This window comes from Myroides sp. LJL116 (assembly GCF_054871685.1).
This window is the reverse complement of record NZ_JBTXLR010000001.1, coordinates 330,101-347,653: the sequence shown is the minus strand read 5'-3', so window position 1 is coordinate 347,653 and position 17,553 is coordinate 330,101. Positions and strand designations below refer to the sequence as shown.

General features: G+C 33.8%; 13 protein-coding genes. 9 read left to right on the top strand and 4 right to left on the bottom strand.

From position 1 onward, the window contains the following. Positions 1 to 69 precede the first annotated feature (69 nt). From porG to murI, 6 genes are all read left to right on the top strand, one after another. Positions 70 to 786, top strand: a complete 717-nt coding sequence (porG, locus tag ACYSNM_RS01585; protein ID WP_461755349.1) for a type IX secretion system protein PorG — start codon at positions 70 to 72, stop codon at positions 784 to 786. Then, on the top strand, positions 787 to 1,524 hold the full coding sequence (locus tag ACYSNM_RS01580; protein ID WP_461755348.1) for an isoprenyl transferase: 738 nt from the start codon (positions 787 to 789) through the stop codon (positions 1,522 to 1,524). 15 nt (positions 1,525 to 1,539) lie between these two features. Then, positions 1,540 to 4,206, top strand: coding sequence for a BamA/OMP85 family outer membrane protein (locus ACYSNM_RS01575; protein WP_461755347.1), 2,667 nt, complete (start codon positions 1,540 to 1,542; stop codon positions 4,204 to 4,206). Positions 4,207 to 4,232: 26 nt separating this feature from the next. Beyond that, positions 4,233 to 5,504, top strand: coding sequence for an OmpH/Skp family outer membrane protein (locus tag ACYSNM_RS01570; RefSeq protein WP_461755346.1), 1,272 nt, complete (start codon positions 4,233 to 4,235; stop codon positions 5,502 to 5,504). A gap of 40 nt (positions 5,505 to 5,544) precedes the next feature. Then, positions 5,545 to 6,060, top strand: coding sequence for an OmpH/Skp family outer membrane protein (locus ACYSNM_RS01565; RefSeq protein WP_461754085.1), 516 nt, complete (start codon positions 5,545 to 5,547; stop codon positions 6,058 to 6,060). Between the two features lie 64 nt (positions 6,061 to 6,124). Then, positions 6,125 to 6,904, top strand: coding sequence for a glutamate racemase (gene murI, locus ACYSNM_RS01560; protein ID WP_461755345.1), 780 nt, complete (start codon positions 6,125 to 6,127; stop codon positions 6,902 to 6,904). A gap of 43 nt (positions 6,905 to 6,947) precedes the next feature. Here murI and ACYSNM_RS01555 read toward each other — a convergent pair whose 3' ends face one another. From ACYSNM_RS01555 to ACYSNM_RS01545, 3 genes are read right to left on the bottom strand one after another with little or no spacing between them, the layout of a single operon-like run. Then, entirely contained in the window at positions 6,948 to 7,469 is a 522-nt protein-coding gene (locus ACYSNM_RS01555) for a gamma carbonic anhydrase family protein (protein WP_461754083.1), read from the bottom strand. Between the two features lie 50 nt (positions 7,470 to 7,519). Continuing rightward, positions 7,520 to 8,527, bottom strand: a complete 1,008-nt coding sequence (locus ACYSNM_RS01550) for a PorP/SprF family type IX secretion system membrane protein (RefSeq protein WP_461755344.1) — start codon at positions 8,525 to 8,527, stop codon at positions 7,520 to 7,522. Positions 8,528 to 8,534: 7 nt separating this feature from the next. Next, a complete protein-coding gene (locus ACYSNM_RS01545; RefSeq protein ID WP_461755343.1) occupies positions 8,535 to 11,126 on the bottom strand; it encodes a T9SS type B sorting domain-containing protein in 2,592 nt (863 codons plus the stop codon). 117 nt (positions 11,127 to 11,243) lie between these two features. On the opposite strand from ACYSNM_RS01545, the gene ACYSNM_RS01540 reads away from it, so the two are divergent. After that, on the top strand, positions 11,244 to 12,143 hold the full coding sequence (locus tag ACYSNM_RS01540; protein WP_461755342.1) for a NifU family protein: 900 nt from the start codon (positions 11,244 to 11,246) through the stop codon (positions 12,141 to 12,143). Between the two features lie 202 nt (positions 12,144 to 12,345). Here ACYSNM_RS01540 and ACYSNM_RS01535 read toward each other — a convergent pair whose 3' ends face one another. Next, positions 12,346 to 14,628: an inorganic phosphate transporter gene (locus tag ACYSNM_RS01535; protein WP_461755341.1), complete on the bottom strand. Its 2,283-nt coding sequence runs from the start codon at positions 14,626 to 14,628 to the stop codon at positions 12,346 to 12,348. Between the two features lie 145 nt (positions 14,629 to 14,773). Between ACYSNM_RS01535 and ACYSNM_RS01530 the strand changes: the two genes are divergently transcribed. After that, complete coding sequence (locus tag ACYSNM_RS01530) at positions 14,774 to 16,774, top strand: thioredoxin domain-containing protein (RefSeq protein WP_461755340.1); 2,001 nt, start codon at positions 14,774 to 14,776, stop codon at positions 16,772 to 16,774. A 15-nt stretch (positions 16,775 to 16,789) separates the two neighbouring features. Further along, positions 16,790 to 17,551, top strand: a complete 762-nt coding sequence (locus tag ACYSNM_RS01525; protein ID WP_461755339.1) for a mechanosensitive ion channel family protein — start codon at positions 16,790 to 16,792, stop codon at positions 17,549 to 17,551. The last annotated feature ends 2 nt before the right edge of the window (positions 17,552 to 17,553 follow it).

Below are 17,553 nucleotides of genomic sequence, written 5' to 3'. Positions count from 1 at the left end.
TTACTTCCCTAAAAAATAATTACGTTATTATTTGTCTATATTACTATATTTGTAAATTAATTTAACAGAATGAGCAAAATCCTACTGTCATTATTATTGACCTTTAGTCTAACTCTTTGCTATGGGCAAATCCATGAAGTAGGAGTTGGCATTGGAGCAGGAAATTATGTTGGAGATATAGGTTCTACCCAATTTATCAACCCAAAAGACCCAGGATTTTCTGTTTTTTATAGATTAAATCGCAGTCCAAGACACTCTTACCGATTAAGTTACACACAAACTAAAATCAGTGGAGATGACGCCAAATCCGATATGGGTTACAGAAAAGAAAGAGGTTTGAATTTCACAAATACCATTGATCAATTGGCTATTGGTATAGAATTCAACTTTTTTGAATTTGATTTACATGAAGAAGAATTTGGTTTAACACCTTATATGTATTTAGGTTTATCGGCAATCCGCTATACAGATTTATATTATAGGCCAGATGAACCCGAGGATAATATGTATCCTTCTTCGAGAATAGATTTAGTGAAAGGAGATAAGAAAAATTCCATGGCAATTCCATTTGCCCTGGGAATAAAATTTAGATTAACTCCAACTTTGAACATAAATGCAGAGGTTGCGGCTAATTACACCTTTACCAATAATTTAGATGGAAGCCACCCAACCCAAGAAATTAGACAACCCTATAGTTTCGGAAAAAACCGAAATGATTGGTTTTTCTTCTCAGGTATTTCATTGAGTTATACCTTTGGAAAAAACCCATGTTATTGTGCAGATTAAATGAATTTAGAACAAGAAATAGACTTAAAAAAATTACCACAACACGTTTCTATCATTATGGATGGTAACGGTAGGTGGGCAAAAAAACAAGGTTTTTTACGAACAATTGGCCATGAAAATGGGATTAAATCCGTTCGCTCTACTATTAAAACCTGTGTTGACTTCAAAATCCCCTATTTGACTTTGTATGCTTTTTCAACCGAAAACTGGTCAAGACCAAAATTCGAGATTGATATGCTGATGGACTTAATGGTTAGATCTTTAAAGAAAGAACTTCCTACCTTTATGCAAAACAATGTAATGTTAACTGCAATAGGTAATTTAGATCTATTGCCTTCTAAGGTGAGAAAGAACTTAGCGGAAGTTATGGAAACCACAAAATCTAACACAGGATTAACACTTACATTAGCCCTAAGTTACGGTTCTCGCAACGAAATGATCGAAGCAATAAAAAATATTTCGATTAAAGTTAAAAATAACTTAATTTCGCCAAGCGATATTGATGAATCAATTATTAATGAGCATCTTTACACGCGTAGCTTACCTGATGTGGATCTGTTAATTAGAACTAGCGGAGAGCAGAGAATCAGTAATTTCATGCTATGGCAAATCGCCTATGCGGAATTATATTTCACCGAAGTACTTTGGCCAGACTTTAGTGAACAAGAATTTTATAAGGCCCTTCTGACCTACCAAAATAGGGAAAGAAGATTTGGAAAAACTAGTGAACAACTTTAATAAAAAACGTAAATAATGTTTCAAAAAGGTACCTCTCTTTTTGCACTGTTAGTCGCAGGATTCTTCTGCACCCAAACAAAAGCACAAGACAGTATAAACTTTCCTTCTTTTGAATCTCCAAAAATTTATACCCTTGGAGATATCACCGTAACTGGAAAATACAATTATAACCCTCAAACCGTTATAACCTTTACTGGCCTTAACAAAGGGCAAAAAATAGCTGTTCCTGGTGAGGAAATTTCAGACGCACTTAAAAAGTTGTGGAATTTAAATTTCTTCACAGATATTAATATCTATGAAACATCTGTGGTTAATGATACAATCAATTTAGAGCTTACTTTAAATGAATTACCGCGTTTAGATAACATACGCGTTAATGGATATAAAAAGACAAAATCAGAAAGTCTTATCAAAGAAGCTAAATTGACAAAAGGACAAATTGTTAATGAAAACTTCCTTTCTACAACAAAGTACTTTTTATTAAATAAATACAAAAAAGACGGTTTCTACAATACTAAAGTTACCCTTCAAACTATTCCTACAGATTCTCTTGGTAGAAGAGTGGATCTAATCATTGGAGTAGATAAAGGTAAAAAAGTAAAGATATCGGATATTCATTTTAACGGAAATGAACAACTAAGTGATAAGGCCTTAAAGAAAGCGATGAAAGATACCAAAGTGCGTAGCCCTTGGAATCCACTTCGTATTTTTAAAGCCTCTAAGTTTATTTCTACTAAATATGAAGAAGACTTAGCAAATATTGTTGATAAATATAAAGAAAACGGATACCGTGATGCTCGTATTGTAGCAGACACTACAGGTTATGATCCAATAACAAATACAGTTGCTATTGATATTGATGTACAAGAAGGTAATAAATATTACTTTGGAGACATTCGCTTTATCGGAAACACTGTATATAACAATGCCTACCTTTCTAGAGTTTTAGGACTTGAAAAAGGAGAAGTGTACAACGGAGTTCTTTTAGATAAAAGAATCCAAGACAACAAAAATCCTGACGCACAAGATTTGACTAACCTTTACCAAAACAATGGATATTTATTCTCAAGTATCCAACCAATTGAGGTAAAGACTGCCAATGATACTATTGATTTTGAAATTAGAGTTTTAGAAGGTCCAATTGCAAGATTCAATAATATTACTGTTAGTGGTAACCAAAACACCAATGACCGTGTAATCCACAGAGAGCTTCGTACTAGACCTGGGGAAACTTGGTCAAAGGCACAGGTTATGGAAACTATGAGAAGATTAGGTCAATTACAGATTTTTGATGCTCAAGCAATTGTTCCAGACATTTTAAATGCCGATGCTCAAGCAGGAACAGTAGATGTTGACTGGCAAGTAGTAGAAAAAGGATCTAGCCAGGTAGAATTACAAGGTGGTTACGGTGGAGGTGGTTTTATCGGAACCTTAGGGCTTTCCTTTAATAACTTCTCTTTGAGAAACATCTTCAATAAAGATGCATATAAACCATTCCCAATGGGAGACGGTCAGTCTTTAGCACTTCGTTTACAAGGAAGTAGCTACTACCAGACTTATAGTTTAAGCTTTACTGAACCTTGGTTTGGTGGAAGAAAGCCAGTTAGTTTCTTTGGAACTATTGCTTATAGCCAGCAAAATATGTACGATTATTATACGCGTACTACAGATAGAAGTAGAGGATTTAACATTACTACTTTATCTTTTGGACTAGCTAAACAGTTAAATGTACCAGATGATTACTTTGTATTATCTCATACATTGAGCTTCCAATACTACGATATGAAAAACTATAATACTGGTTTATTCACCTTCGGAGATGGAGATTCTAAAAACTTAGCTTACCAAATTGAATTAAGACGTGATAACCGTGGTTTTGACCCAATTTTCCCAACCTTTGGTTCATTCTTTAGCATCAGTGGTAAATTTACCCCTCCATATTCTTTGTTCAACAATGTAAACTATGAAAACTTACAAAACGAACAAGCTTATAAATTAAGAGCTAAAAAAGGAATGACTGACCCATCTACTGGATTACCTCTAGCAGAAGGACAGTACATCAATGCTAAAGGGCAAGCAGTTGCTAAATGGCAAGATGCAGCGCCAGATCAAGGTAAAATTGACCAAAAACGTTTCAACTGGTTAGAATACTATAAATTAAAATTCAAAGGAGACTGGTACACTACCCTTACAGGAAAGTTAGTACTTAGAACTCTTGGAGAGTTTGGATATATGGGTGCTTACAACAAGCACAGAGGTATCGTACCATTTGAAAGATTCTATTTAGGTGGAGATGGTTTAGCTAACTTCTCTTTGGATGGCCGTGAGGTAATTCAATTAAGAGGATACCAAAATCAAACATTAACTCCAATAAATGATAGAGGAGAACAAATTGGAGGTACTATATACAATAAATTTACGTTAGAGTTAAGATATCCAATTACATTAAAACCTAGCGCGTCAGTTTATCTATTATCCTTCGCAGAGGCAGGTAATGCATACGACACTTTTAAAAACTACCAACCGTTTGAATTAAAACGTTCTGCAGGTTTTGGAGTGCGTGTATTTATGCCAATGTTCGGACTTTTAGGTATTGACTTTGGATATGGGTTTGATCCAGTTCCAGGTTCAACACAAAAAAGTGGGTGGCAAACGCATTTTATCCTAGGACAATCATTTTAATGTAGTTTATACTTAAAATCGATATAATGAGAGTTGTTTTAGCTTCTATAATTTGTATATTTACATTATCTTTCTCCATGGCAATAGCCCAAGGAGGTAGTGCAAGGGTGGCATTTATTGATATGGAATATATCCTTAGTAAAACCCCAGAATACATAGAAGCTACAGCTGCTATCGATTCTAGAGCCGACCAGTGGAAAGCCCAAGGCGATAAAAAGCAAGCAGAGATTCAAGCCTTGAAGCAGGCATTGTCCAATGAAAGAATTCTATTAACTCGAGAACTAATAGAGGAAAAAGAACAAGAAATTTCCATTTTAGAGCAAGAGTTATATGAATACCAACAAAAAAGATTTGGTACCAAGGGAGATTTAATTACTCAAAAAGTAATGCTATCTAAACCCATTCAAGACCAAGTATTTTCTGTAGTAGAGGATATCGCCCAGGCAAGGAAATTTGATTATGTCTTGGATAAGAATACGGAGTCGACTATGGTTCTAGCAAGTGCTCGCTATGATATAAGTGAACTTGTTTTAAAAAGAATGAACAGTGCAAGGCGTAAGCAAAACATGACTAAAAAACAGGTTGCTGAGCTGGAAGAGGAAGAAAAACAAGAAGATCAAATGGCTCTTAGACAATCGCGTCGTGAAGAGCAACAAAGAAGAAAAGCAGAAGCAGATCGTATCTTACGTCAACAAGAGAAAGAACGTTTAGCTCAACAAGCCAACGATCCTCAGTACCAAAAAGAACAAGCTGCTATTGCTAAGAGAGAAGAATTACAAAGACAACGAGAAGCTAAATTAGAAGCACAAGAAAAAGCTAGGTTAGAGAAAATAGCCCAACAGGAAAAACTCTACGAGCAAAAGCAAGCAGAAATGCAAGAACAAAGGCTCAAAAACCAGCAGGCTAAAATGGACGCTTTAGAAGAAAGAAAGCTTTTAATCGAAGAGCAAAAAAGAGAAATCGAAGAGCAGAAAAGGCAAAGAGATTTACTCCTTGAGCAAGAAAGACAAAAGCGTATAGAGTTGAACCAAGCAAGACAAAGCAATAAGCCAACCTTGGATATTGAAGCTCTACGTGAACAAAGACGCATTGATCAAGAGAAAAAGCAAGAGCAAGCTCGAATAAATAGAGAGCAAGCTATAGAGAGAAGAAACAAAGAAATAGAGCAAGTTAGACAACAGGCTCAAGAAAGAAGAGAGAAAGCTCTCAAAGAGCAACAAGAAAGAAAAGAAAGAATTGCCAAAGAAATCCAAGATAAAAAGGATCAATTAAAAAAGGACCAAGAGGCAAAAAAATAGAAAAATAATTATATACAATAAATCAAAAAATCGAGTAACAATGAAAAAAATGAAATCTTTATTAATTGCAGCTGTGATGTTTTTCGGCGTAGGTACTACAGCTGTAATGGCGCAATCTAAAATAGCTCATATTGATGTGCAAGTTTTAATGAGTGAACTTCCTGCAATGAAAACAGCAGAAGCTCAATTAAAAAAGCTTGGTGAAGACTACGATAAAAACTTCACAACAATGATGACGGAGTACCAAACTAAGATTCAAAAATACCAATCAGAAGCTGCTACAGTTGGTGATGCAACTAACGAAGAGCGTGCTTTAGAAATTGAAAACTTACAACAAAGAATTCAACAATTCCGTACAACAGCGGAACAAGATTTACAGAAAAAACAATACGAGTTATCTCAACCAATTTTAGAGAAAACTTTAGCTGCAATCCAAAAAGTTGGTAAAGCACAAGGTTTTAACTATGTATTAGATTCTTCAATGGGATCTGGAGTTTTATTAGCAGATGGGGACAACCTATTAGCAGCAGTTAAAAAAGAATTAGGAGTTAACTAATTTTCCTAATAATTAATATATAATCCACTCTAAAATTAGAGTGGATTTTTTTTTATATTTGCCTATGCAAAATACAGATCCTATAGGTTTATTTGATTCAGGAATTGGTGGTACCACAATTTGGAGGGAATTAATTACATTATTACCCTGTGAAGACACTATATTCTTAGCTGATCAAAAAAATGCACCATATGGGGTTAAGTCCAAGCAAGCTATCGTAGATCTTTGTATGAAAAATATAGATTATCTACTTTCTAAAAATGCTAAAATAATTGTTATAGCTTGTAATACAGCAACCACAAATGCTGTAAAAGAACTAAGAAATCATTACCAAGTTCCAATCATTGGGATAGAACCCGCAATTAAACCTGCAACAATTCTTACTAAAACATCTAAGATTGGCGTTTTAGCCACTAAAGGAACCATTACAAGCGATTTGTTCACCTCAACTATAAAACTATACCCCCAGGTAGAGATAATAGAGCAAATAGGCTACGATTTAGTCACACTAATAGAAAGTGGTCAAATCAATTCCCCTCAAATGACTATTCTCTTACAGCAATACCTTCAACCTATGGTAGACAAAGGAATAGATACATTAGTATTAGGATGTACGCATTATCCTTATTTGAAACAGCAAATTCAAAAGGTTATTCCAAATAATATTACAATCATAGATTCTGGACAAGCCGTTGCAAAACAAACCAAAAAAATACTGTTAGACAATGGGCTTTTAAACCATTTAGAACGAATCGGTGCGCATACTTTACTTACCAATACGGACCCTACTATATTGAAGAGTTTCGTAAAAGAAAATGCAACAATCCGCTATGAAGATTTTTAAAAAAAGCGCCTTTGATTTTATCAAAGGCGCTTTTTTTAAAGGCTTATTTTTGCTCTTGTGTATACCAAGAAGAGTACATGACGTAGTTTTGAGCAATACGCTCTATTTCTCCTTGAAAATCAGATGCGCTAATATCTTTTACTTTTTTTGCAGGAACACCTGCATAAATAGCTCCTGATTCTACTATTGTATTTTGAGTTACAACAGCTCCTGCTGCGATAATTGTATTACTATGTACTACACAATTATCCATCACAATAGCTCCCATTCCAATTAAAACATTATCGTGAATATGACATCCATGTACCATTGCATTATGTCCTATAGATACATTATTACCAATTAGGGTTGGGTGCTTTAAATAGGTACAGTGAATAATTGCTCCATCTTGGATGTTTACTTTATCACCAATACTAATGGAGTTAACATCACCGCGTATTACAGCATTAAACCAAACACTACACTGTTTACCAAGGGTAACATCACCAATAATGGTAGCATTCTGTGCCACAAAACAATCTTCAGGAATTTGAGGAGTTTTACCTCTTAGGGATAGTATATTCATAACGGGGTTAAATTAATAATCCCGATAAATATCGGGATTATTTTTTATTATTAATCTTGCACATGAGGGCAATTACAATCTAAACTACTTCTTTTAGCAAATAAATTTATACCAAAAGTGAATACGTGAGTTCCGGAATTGGAAATTTTCAAATCCCCTAATCCTTCTACGTAAGAATAAGTAAAGGACACGTTCTTATAATTACCTCCTATTAAAGGAGCAATATACTGCATACGTTGGGTTTTTACTTTTCCTTGAGTAATATACTCGGCTCCATCGGTATATTGTCTGTAGGATAGTCCGGCATAAATTCTACCAAAATCCAATTGACGATACACCTTCATATTTACATCCACAGTCCACTGTTCTAATTCTTCCGTATACTGTACTAAAGTGGAAGGCTCATAGATCCATCCTTGTCCATATTTAGTATTACCAAAAGCATATCCAGCACCAAGTAAATACTTTCTGAAATTATTGTCCTGTGCATCACTATAGAGCTTATTTTTAGAACTAATCAAATTTTGAATAGTAAACATAGTAAATAAGTTTTCATAGTTATAAGCTGCTCCTACGTCTACTAGAAAGTTTGAGCTTTTTGTTACTATAGTACCATTAATACTAGGATCAAATCCACCAAACTCTGTCTCGTCTAAACTAGTTCGATCAAAACCTGCACTAATACCAAAGGACAATAAGTTTAAATCATAGCGTGATTCACTAAAGGTGATAAAGTGTGAATAAGTAGCTTTAAAACCGCTTCGTTTATGGTATCCGTTTTTATCATCATAGGCAATTACTCCTACTCCAGATCGCTCTGCAACTCTAGTACTTCCAGCAAAAGTTAATAAACTAGGTGCGTCCTCCACTCCACTCCATTGCTGACGAGTGGATAATCGAAATTGAGCACTATTTTTAATCCCAGCCAAAGCAGGGTGTAAAAGATAATAGTTATCTGCTAAATACTCCGTGTACACTGCAAAACCATCTTGGGCAAACCCCAATTGAGCAAAAGCTAATGCTAAAACAAGGTATCCTTTTTTTAATATTCTTCTCATAACTTAATTATCTTTTTAAAGAAAAGTGTCCTGTATATTTTACTGAACGTCCATTTAATTCATCATTACCAGGTAAATCATTAGTAAACTCTACTGTAAACCAATAATCTGTGGAAGGCAATTGGCGACCATTATAAAGCCCATCCCATCCTTGCATATTGTTAGGACTCATTTGTTTTAATAACTTACCATTGCGGTCAAATATATTAATTCTAGCCTCAGGGTGTCCACTTAGCCCAGGTATATTCCATGTATCATTGTATCCATCCCCATTTGGTGTAAAGTACTTAGGATATCCAAATACTGAAAACACTGTCATAACTGCACAGTTACTGTACTTACTTCTTACCCATGCAACATGGTCTCCAATAGGAATATTATCAAAGCGATTATAATTTTGGAACGCCCCATTATCAATAGCGTATTCAAAATCATCTACCTCATCGGTAGATACTCCGATTTCTACAAATGCACGACCATTTTGATCGATATCTAAAGAATTTACCATATTGGTAGCATCCGCATTTAAAATAAATACGTTAAATACTGGTTTTACTTGCCAATTATGAGAACGCAATGAACAAGGGGTAGAATCTGGATAAGGATTTTGTGCATAAGTCACTTGAAGGAAATACGTACCATCCTGTGTAATCTCCATTTCTAATTCCTCTTTATTACTTCCTATCTTTGTTGCAACAGCAATTGCTGTATTATTCTCTACTACTTTGAAAAGAGTAACTCTATATACTTGTTGGTCATTTGGCTCGAACCAAACATTACTACCAATAGTCCCTTGGTCTTGTCCATTATTACATAATTGTAAAGAATTTTGTTCAGGTCCAAAACTTCCGCTCACACTTAAATTGCTACTAATAGTATAGGTTTTATAATCATCGCTTTGACAAGCAAATCCTTCCACCATCTTAACTCTAGAAAACAATTGCTTTTTTTGACCAATCCCAAGAGGATAATTTTGAGCTTGCTCTCTAGTTAGAGCGTTTGTGTTATTTTGTGCATCGATTTCATTTTCGAAAAACAAGACATCTAATTGATCATAATTCGGATAAAACTCTTGATCAGGTCGTTCTATAACGGTAGCACCTTTCACACCATTTGCACCAGCGTAAAGATTAGCTGTATTTTGCTGTACATCGTTATAACAATAGTTTATAGCATAATTATAAGTGGTAATCTTGCTGTATCCTAAAGAAGCAGTAAAGCTCTTATGGTTAAAATTCCCCGTTTCTACATCTGTTAACCTAACCCATAAGGTGCGAATTTCATTTAATCTAACATCTAAACTATTAGAGATAGCATTTTCATTCTTTATAGCATCTTGTTCGTTGTCAAAATAAGCTACAGTATATCCGGTTGTTCCATCTTCCGATACTTCCGGGTAACTTCCTAGAATATCTTTGTTTAAAACAAGTAAATCAAAATTCCACTGTGTTTTATTATCTGTACACATGGTTAGATTATCAAATGCACCAATAACTGGTTTAGCTATAATAGACAGTGTAATCGAAGCACTTTTAACCACAACAGGGGTAGCATGAAAAAGTGGATTACTAATTCTAGCATATACTACTGTACCATCTAAAGCAGTGAATTCAGTTGGGTTTTCAATGATCTTGGTAAAATTGTGATCCGAATAATAGCTAATAGATAAATAAGGTGTCATTACACCATTGCCGATCTGGCTTTGAGCTTGTGTTAGGTCAAAAATTCCTTCTCGTTTATCTTCTTGGGTTTCTTCGTTACTTTGTTGAGCAGAAAGTACAGCAGTAGCATTAGTGTCTAAAAACTCCGTATACAAAGTAAAACGCTTATGTCCTTTAGCATTAGAAGGGTTCTTCACATCGCTCACCTGTATCTCGATCACAGTATTGTTAGAGGCTAGATAATTATCCCAATTATTATCTACATCTAAAATCTCTTGACCTCTTACACCTTGGACTACTTCAAAAAGCTGTACTTTATATAAAGTAACATTACCTAAAAAGGCTTCATTTGCATTTATCCCCAAATTAAAGCTTGCTTTATCACTTGGCGAGCCAACACTTTTATATAAGTCCGCTACAGATACAATCATATCTGCTATAGTACAATCCTCTTGCTTTACAACAAGATCAAACCCCCACACCTTATACTGATCTGGGTCCTGTACCGAATAAACTCTAACATAATAACTAACAGGAGCACTATCTCTTGGTAAACTAATCCAAAGATTTCTACTGTTTATTTTCTCGCGTTGAATTTCCGCATCACTTTGACTTTTATAAAAGTCATATAAAAAACCAAAAGGAACAATAGCTACTCCATCTTGATCTTTACCATTTGCTTGGTCTCCAATTCCTCTTACTGCATCTGGTAAATAGAAAGTTGCAGGATCTTGTAAAGCAGGTCCAGCGCATTGGGTCAAATTATATGGCTTACCGTACTTTATTTCAGGCTGCTGTTCTTGCAAAAATCCCATGCTATGTTCTGTTTCGAAAAGCGCTTTTGCTTCAAAATCGCTACTACCACTTTTTCCATAATTGGGAGTGGCAAAAAACAAGTACATAAAGACAGATAATAAAAGCCCTATTGTTTTGCTCATGTTAATTGTTACTTTAAATTATTAATGCTTACTATATGTTAATTAATTGTTTAAAAAGATTATATCTTTGATTGTTCCATTTATTCTTTGTTAATTTTGAAAAAACTAAAAAGTAATATGTCAAAAATACAAATTCAAAATACGTCAAATCCTACAATTATAAAATTTGTTTTACCAGATTTTATAGTAAAAGGTGAAAATCACGAATTTAAAAACATAGATGAGACTGCTAACTCTCCTCTTGCGCGTGAACTTTTCTATCTTCCTTTTGTTAAAACGATTTATATCTCAAATAATTTCATTGCAGTGGAAAAATTTTCAATTGTAGAGTGGGATGATGTAAAAGAATCCCTTGCTCAGCAGATTGAAACATTCTTGGATAAAGGTAATAAAATACTACTGGAAACTAAAACAGAAAATAAAAAGCAACCAGTAACTATCTATGCAGAATCTACGCCTAACCCAGCAGTAATTAAATTTGTTGCCAATAAGCTATTAACAAAGAAAGCATTAGAACTTAAAAATATTGATGAAGCTCAATCTTCTTTATTAGCACAAGAATTGTTCAAACAATCCTTTGTAAAAGAAATTTTTATTGATGAAAACTATGTATCTATTTCTAAGTACGATGCATACGATTGGAATGAGCATATCCAAAGTACAAGAACTTTTATTAAAGAGTTTTTAGAACAAGGGAACCTTGCAGTAGATGAGTCTTTAATTACAGATACAAAAGAGTTAGAAAAGCAAGAAGAAACTCATTTTGATTCTTTAGACGAGAAATCTCAAAGAATCATTAATATCTTAGAGGAGTATGTTAAACCTGCAGTACAAGCAGATGGTGGAAATATTGCTTTTAAACAATATACCCCTTCTAATAATACGGTAGAGGTAGTTTTACAAGGTGCTTGTAGTGGATGTCCATCTTCTACTTTTACATTGAAAAATGGAATTGAGAATATGTTACGTCAAATGCTAGAAGACAATGCAATTATTGTAGAGGCATATAACGGATAAAACAATTACCCAATAGTGGTAATTTCAAGATAAAAAAGGGTTTATTGCTTGGCAATAAACCCTTTTTCTATTACAGCTTAGATCATAAAAGTAAGATGGAGTACTATTGCTTATTCAACCCTTATGGATTTCTACTATTTTTAAGCCACAAAAAAAGGGACTGTTATAAACTAACAATCCCTTTTTTATAGATTAAATATCCTTAGCTCATTCTTTTAAAAGACTTGCCTTTAGATTCTATATCAAAATCTCTAAATAATTCTAATAAGGCGATAGTTGATTTAATTAAATCATCCGACTCAAATAAAATAGAGAAATATAACTTACTATTTTTAGCACTTGTTTCTGTTGTGCGTATACGAACTATCTGCTTTTGGATTAACTTATCTACTGTTGTAGTTAAATCTTCTTTATCCTGAAGAATAGTTTGAATTTGAGTAAACTTCTCTTGAGAGAATAACTCATGTATTTTATCAAATAATTCTTGTAGTTTTTTGTCTACTAACTTAAGGTCTCTAATTTGGTTGAACTTAAGTTTTTTATGGTTATTATCTACGTGATTATAACTGTTTTGAGATATAAAGCTAATTGCTTTAATCATATCTTGTAAGTAACCTAAGGTTAAGACATAGAATTTACTTGCCTCAACGGAAGTATCATCTAAGTTTTTAATAAAGAAATATACATTTCCTCTTAAACTATCTACTTCCTTCTCTAATTTTTTGAGTTTCTTACGGCTGCGTTTTAGTTTATTTAAATCCTGTAACGCAATTGCATCAATAACAATAGTGTATTGTTCATTAACCTTAGCTATAGTTTTTGCAATCTGAGAAGAAGTCTCGGAAATTACTCCTTGAATGCTATCGATATCTACTTTATCTAATTGCATCTCAATTTCCTTTTTAACTTTCTCTTTCTTCTCATGTGCTTTCTTACTTCTGTACAGTAAAATAGCTACAAGGATTAACATAGCAACTAAAGCGTAAATCTCTCCTATACGAAGAATATAAGATACGATAAATGCCGCAACAAAAGCTACAATAGCTGTTACAAACCATCCACCAATTACATTGATTACTCCAGCAACACGGTAAACAGCAGAGTCTCTATCCCATGCTCTATCAGCAAAAGAAGTACCCATAGCCACCATGAAGGTAACATAAGTGGTAGATAATGGCAATTTTAAAGAAGTACCAATACTAATTAAAATACTAGCTACCATTAAATTCACACTCGCTCTTACCATATCAAAAGCAGGCTCATTTTCTCTACTTAATTTTACAGTAGATTTTTCTGGTTTTTCAAAACGCTTATCTAAAGTAATTTGTAAGTTTTTAGGTAAGATATAGTTCATTCCCATTCCTAAAATTACCATAGAACGAACTACCGCTTTAGAAAACACGTTTGGAGAGAAACGCTCATCTGAACTTCCTGCATCTTGACGAGAAAGGTTCATTTCTGTTTCTACTACATTATGAGCTTTTTTAGAAGTCCATAACGTATATACCATGATAATTCCAGCAATAGCTAAAAAGTAAAATGGCGCCACCACGTTGGATTCTGCTAACTGCCCCATCATAAAGGTATCAGAAGGCATACCCGATGCAGTAAAGAACTCAAAAGATTGGAAAGCAGCAATTGGAACACCAATAAAGTTTACAAGGTCGTTTCCAGCAAAAGCAAGAGCTAAAGCAAAAGTACCAACCACAATAATAACTCTTAGGATATTAATTTTAAAAAAGCTTACTAAGATTTGAGATAAAATTGTCCAGAAAACAAAGTTTATTCCAACTAATAGCATTTGGTTTTCTCCAATCCAAATACTAGTTTCCTTACTTAAAAAGCTTGCACCTTTTAATCCTTTAATAAGGATAAAGAAACTAATAGCAGTAATGGCAACTCCTCCGAAGATTCCTCCAACACTTTGTAATTTCTTATCGATATTGAAAGTGAATACTAAACGAGAAATGTATTGAACAAAAGCACCTAAAGTAAAGGCTAATAACACAGAAAGCAAAATTCCCGAAACAATCTCTGTTGCTTTATCGGTATTGATAAAGGTAGGAAGAATATCAAAGCTTTGATCTGAGTTAACTATTTTAATAACTGCCATACACACAGCGGCTCCCAATAATTCAAAAACAATAGAAACTGTGGTGGAAGTGGGTAAACCTAAGGTATTAAACACATCCAGTAGTAAAACATCAGTGATCATTACGGCTAAAAAGATGACCATAACATCGTCAAAAGTAAACATACTTGGTACAAAAATTCCACTTCGGGCAATCTCCATCATCCCTTCAGAGAATATTGATCCTACTAAAATACCTAAGGATGCTACAACCATAATTGCTTTAAATGGTACAGCTTTAGATCCAATAGCAGAGTTTAAAAAGTTTACAGCATCGTTACTTACCCCAACCATGATATCCACAATGGCTAAAAGTGCAAGGGCAATTAACATAACAATAAAAATTTGCTCCATTTTCTAATTTAATTATTTAATTTCAGTGAGCTGCAAAGGTCTAAAAAAACCAATTGTCCAATGTTAAGTTAGTGTTATGCTTTCAAGGTACTTTATCTGTGAAAAAACCTCCGTATCTTTAAGCTTTAAAAATCATTTCCATTTTATGAACGAATTACATCTGCAAACAAGCCCCTATTTACTTCAACATGCCTCCAATCCAGTACATTGGAAGCCTTGGAATGAAAAAACCCTTGAAAGAGCGGTAAGTGAAAATAAATTAATACTAGTTAGTATTGGGTATTCCACTTGTCATTGGTGCCATGTAATGGAACACGAAAGTTTTGAAAACCCCCAGGTTGCTCAATTAATGAACAATCACTTTATTAATATAAAAGTAGATAGAGAGGAACTTCCTCAAGTAGACAACTATTATATTAAGGCAGTACAAATCATGACTAAAAAAGCTGGTTGGCCCTTAAATGTGGTTTGTCTACCTAACGGACACCCTATTTGGGGTGGAACCTATTTTCCAAGGCAACAGTGGATGGATTATTTAAACCAACTACAAGAACTTTATGCCAAGGACCCCGAAAAAGTGGAGGAATTTGCTCAGAAATTACAACAAGGTATATCTGCTATAAGTAGTGGTCCGTTTTTAGATCCGAAAACCCGTTTTAATTTAGATCTACTAATGGATAAATGGGCCAAAAGTTTCGATTGGGAATTTGGTGGATATGCTATCGCACCAAAATTTATGATGCCCAATAATTTACTGTATTTACAAAAGAATGCTGTAAGGAATAATAATACTACTTTACTATCTTATGTTGATTTGAGTTTAAGATCTATGGCTTGGGGTGGAATATTTGACCCAATAGAAGGAGGCTTCTGTAGATATTCTGTAGATCATAAGTGGCATATTCCTCATTTTGAGAAAATGCTATATGACAATGCACAGCTTTTAAGCCTTTATGCAGATGCTTATAAAAGAACACAAGACCCTTTATATAAACAAGTCATTGAAAAAACCATAAAATTTGTAAGTAATACCTTTTCTAATGCACAAGGAGGATATTATAGCGCCTTAGATGCAGATAGCTTAAATTCATCCAAACAACTACAAGAAGGAGCATACTATGTTTGGTCCAAACAAGAGTTAAAAGATATTTTAAAAGACGATTTTAGTTTATTCTCCACTATTTTCAATATAAATGAGTATGGATATTGGGAAGAGGATAACTATGTACTTATTCAAAACCAACCTTTAGATGATATTGCTAAGCAATATTCCATTTCTCTAGAGGCCTTAGAGCAAAAAAAGGCAGCAATGGAAGAATTGCTTCTTACCCATAGAAGCAAAAGAGCTAAACCATTTTTAGATAATAAAAGTCTTGCAAGTTGGAATGCATTATATATTGTAGGTTTATTAGATGCATATACAGCCTTAAACCAAAAACAATATCTTGACAAAGCCGTTGCTGTATTTGACTTTATTTACACTAAAATGCACTGTAGCGAAAAAGGTCTTTATAGAAGCTATACTAATTCGCAAAAAGGTCCCTTAGCCTTTATGGATGATTATGCCTTTTTTATTCAAGCTAGTATCTACCTTTACAAGCACACAGGTCAAAGTCAGTACTTAGAAATTGCCAAGCATGCAACGGACTATTCTTTAGATCATTTCTGGGATACTACATCAGGATTTTTCTTCTATAGCCAAAATAAACAGGAAGAAATCTTAAATAGCATAGAAACGGAAGACAATGTAATTGTGAGCTGTAACTCCACTATGGGACATAATTTATACCAACTTGGTATCTTATTCCAAAATTCACATTACAGTAAAATAGCCCATAATATGCTCGAGGTAATTCTTACCCAGGTAGATTATCCTTCTGCCTTTTCCAATTGGTTATTGCTACATCTATATAAAAACAACCCAAATGAACTTGTTTTAGTAGGAGAAGACGCTCTAAAGTTGTCTTTAGAACTTAGAAAAAAAATCCTTACCACTACATTAGTTTTTCCTGTAGTACAAGATTGTTCTATCCCCTATTTGAATAAACCTAAAACTAACCAGGAGTTAACAGTCTATTTTTGTACTGATAATACCTGCTTACCTGCTAGTGACAACCTAGGCTTTGTAAAACAACATACACTATAAAAAAAATTTACACCCATGTTTGATAATATACTAAATGGCTACTTTGTAAAAATACTCAAATTTATACCAGAAATATTTAACGCCATTATTATACTAGCCATTGGTAGCTGGGTTATTAAAATCTTAAAGAGATTCGCAAAAAAAATCTTTTTGGAAAAGAAAATCGAACCAACCTTTGCTAGCTTTTTAATAGATGCTTTAATTTGGGGATTACGCGTATTACTTTTTGTAATTATAGCCTCAAAAATGGGAATTCAAACTAGCTCTTTCGTAGCCATTGTTGGGGCGATGAGTTTAGCTATCGGTTTATCGCTCCAAGGCTCTTTGAGTAACTTTGCAGGAGGAGTATTAATTGTGTTGTTTAAACCATTTCGCATTGGAGATATCATTGAAGCCCAACAAGAAAGTGGAAAAGTAATAGCAATTCATATTTTTTCCACGCAAATTGTAAATTACCAGAACAACACCATCTATATACCCAATGGTATATTATCCAATGGAAAGATTAAAAATATAAGTCAAAACAATCTAAGAAGAGCCCAAATAAACTTTCAAACCTCTTTGACTAAGGATACCAATAAATTCATTTCTGAACTATTAGAAAGTCTACAAGAAATCGATATTATATTAAATCAACCAAAGCCTAAAATATTAATTACTGAATTACTAGATACTAAAATAACCTACACAGTACAATATTGGGTAGAAAATGATAATTACAATTCTGCTAGCTCTCTTGTTTTAGGAGCTGCAAAAAAAATAAGTGATGCTATGTAGCA

Coding starts and splice junctions, on each gene's coding strand:
- porG (WP_461755349.1), top strand. CDS start 70: ATGAGCAAAATCCTACTGTCATTATTATTGACCTTTAGTCTAACTCTT.
- ACYSNM_RS01580 (WP_461755348.1), top strand. CDS start 787: ATGAATTTAGAACAAGAAATAGACTTAAAAAAATTACCACAACACGTT.
- ACYSNM_RS01575 (WP_461755347.1), top strand. CDS start 1,540: ATGTTTCAAAAAGGTACCTCTCTTTTTGCACTGTTAGTCGCAGGATTC.
- ACYSNM_RS01570 (WP_461755346.1), top strand. CDS start 4,233: ATGAGAGTTGTTTTAGCTTCTATAATTTGTATATTTACATTATCTTTC.
- ACYSNM_RS01565 (WP_461754085.1), top strand. CDS start 5,545: ATGAAAAAAATGAAATCTTTATTAATTGCAGCTGTGATGTTTTTCGGC.
- murI (WP_461755345.1), top strand. CDS start 6,125: ATGCAAAATACAGATCCTATAGGTTTATTTGATTCAGGAATTGGTGGT.
- ACYSNM_RS01555 (WP_461754083.1), bottom strand. CDS start 7,469: ATGAATATACTATCCCTAAGAGGTAAAACTCCTCAAATTCCTGAAGAT.
- ACYSNM_RS01550 (WP_461755344.1), bottom strand. CDS start 8,527: ATGAGAAGAATATTAAAAAAAGGATACCTTGTTTTAGCATTAGCTTTT.
- ACYSNM_RS01545 (WP_461755343.1), bottom strand. CDS start 11,126: ATGAGCAAAACAATAGGGCTTTTATTATCTGTCTTTATGTACTTGTTT.
- ACYSNM_RS01540 (WP_461755342.1), top strand. CDS start 11,244: ATGTCAAAAATACAAATTCAAAATACGTCAAATCCTACAATTATAAAA.
- ACYSNM_RS01535 (WP_461755341.1), bottom strand. CDS start 14,628: ATGGAGCAAATTTTTATTGTTATGTTAATTGCCCTTGCACTTTTAGCC.
- ACYSNM_RS01530 (WP_461755340.1), top strand. CDS start 14,774: ATGAACGAATTACATCTGCAAACAAGCCCCTATTTACTTCAACATGCC.
- ACYSNM_RS01525 (WP_461755339.1), top strand. CDS start 16,790: ATGTTTGATAATATACTAAATGGCTACTTTGTAAAAATACTCAAATTT.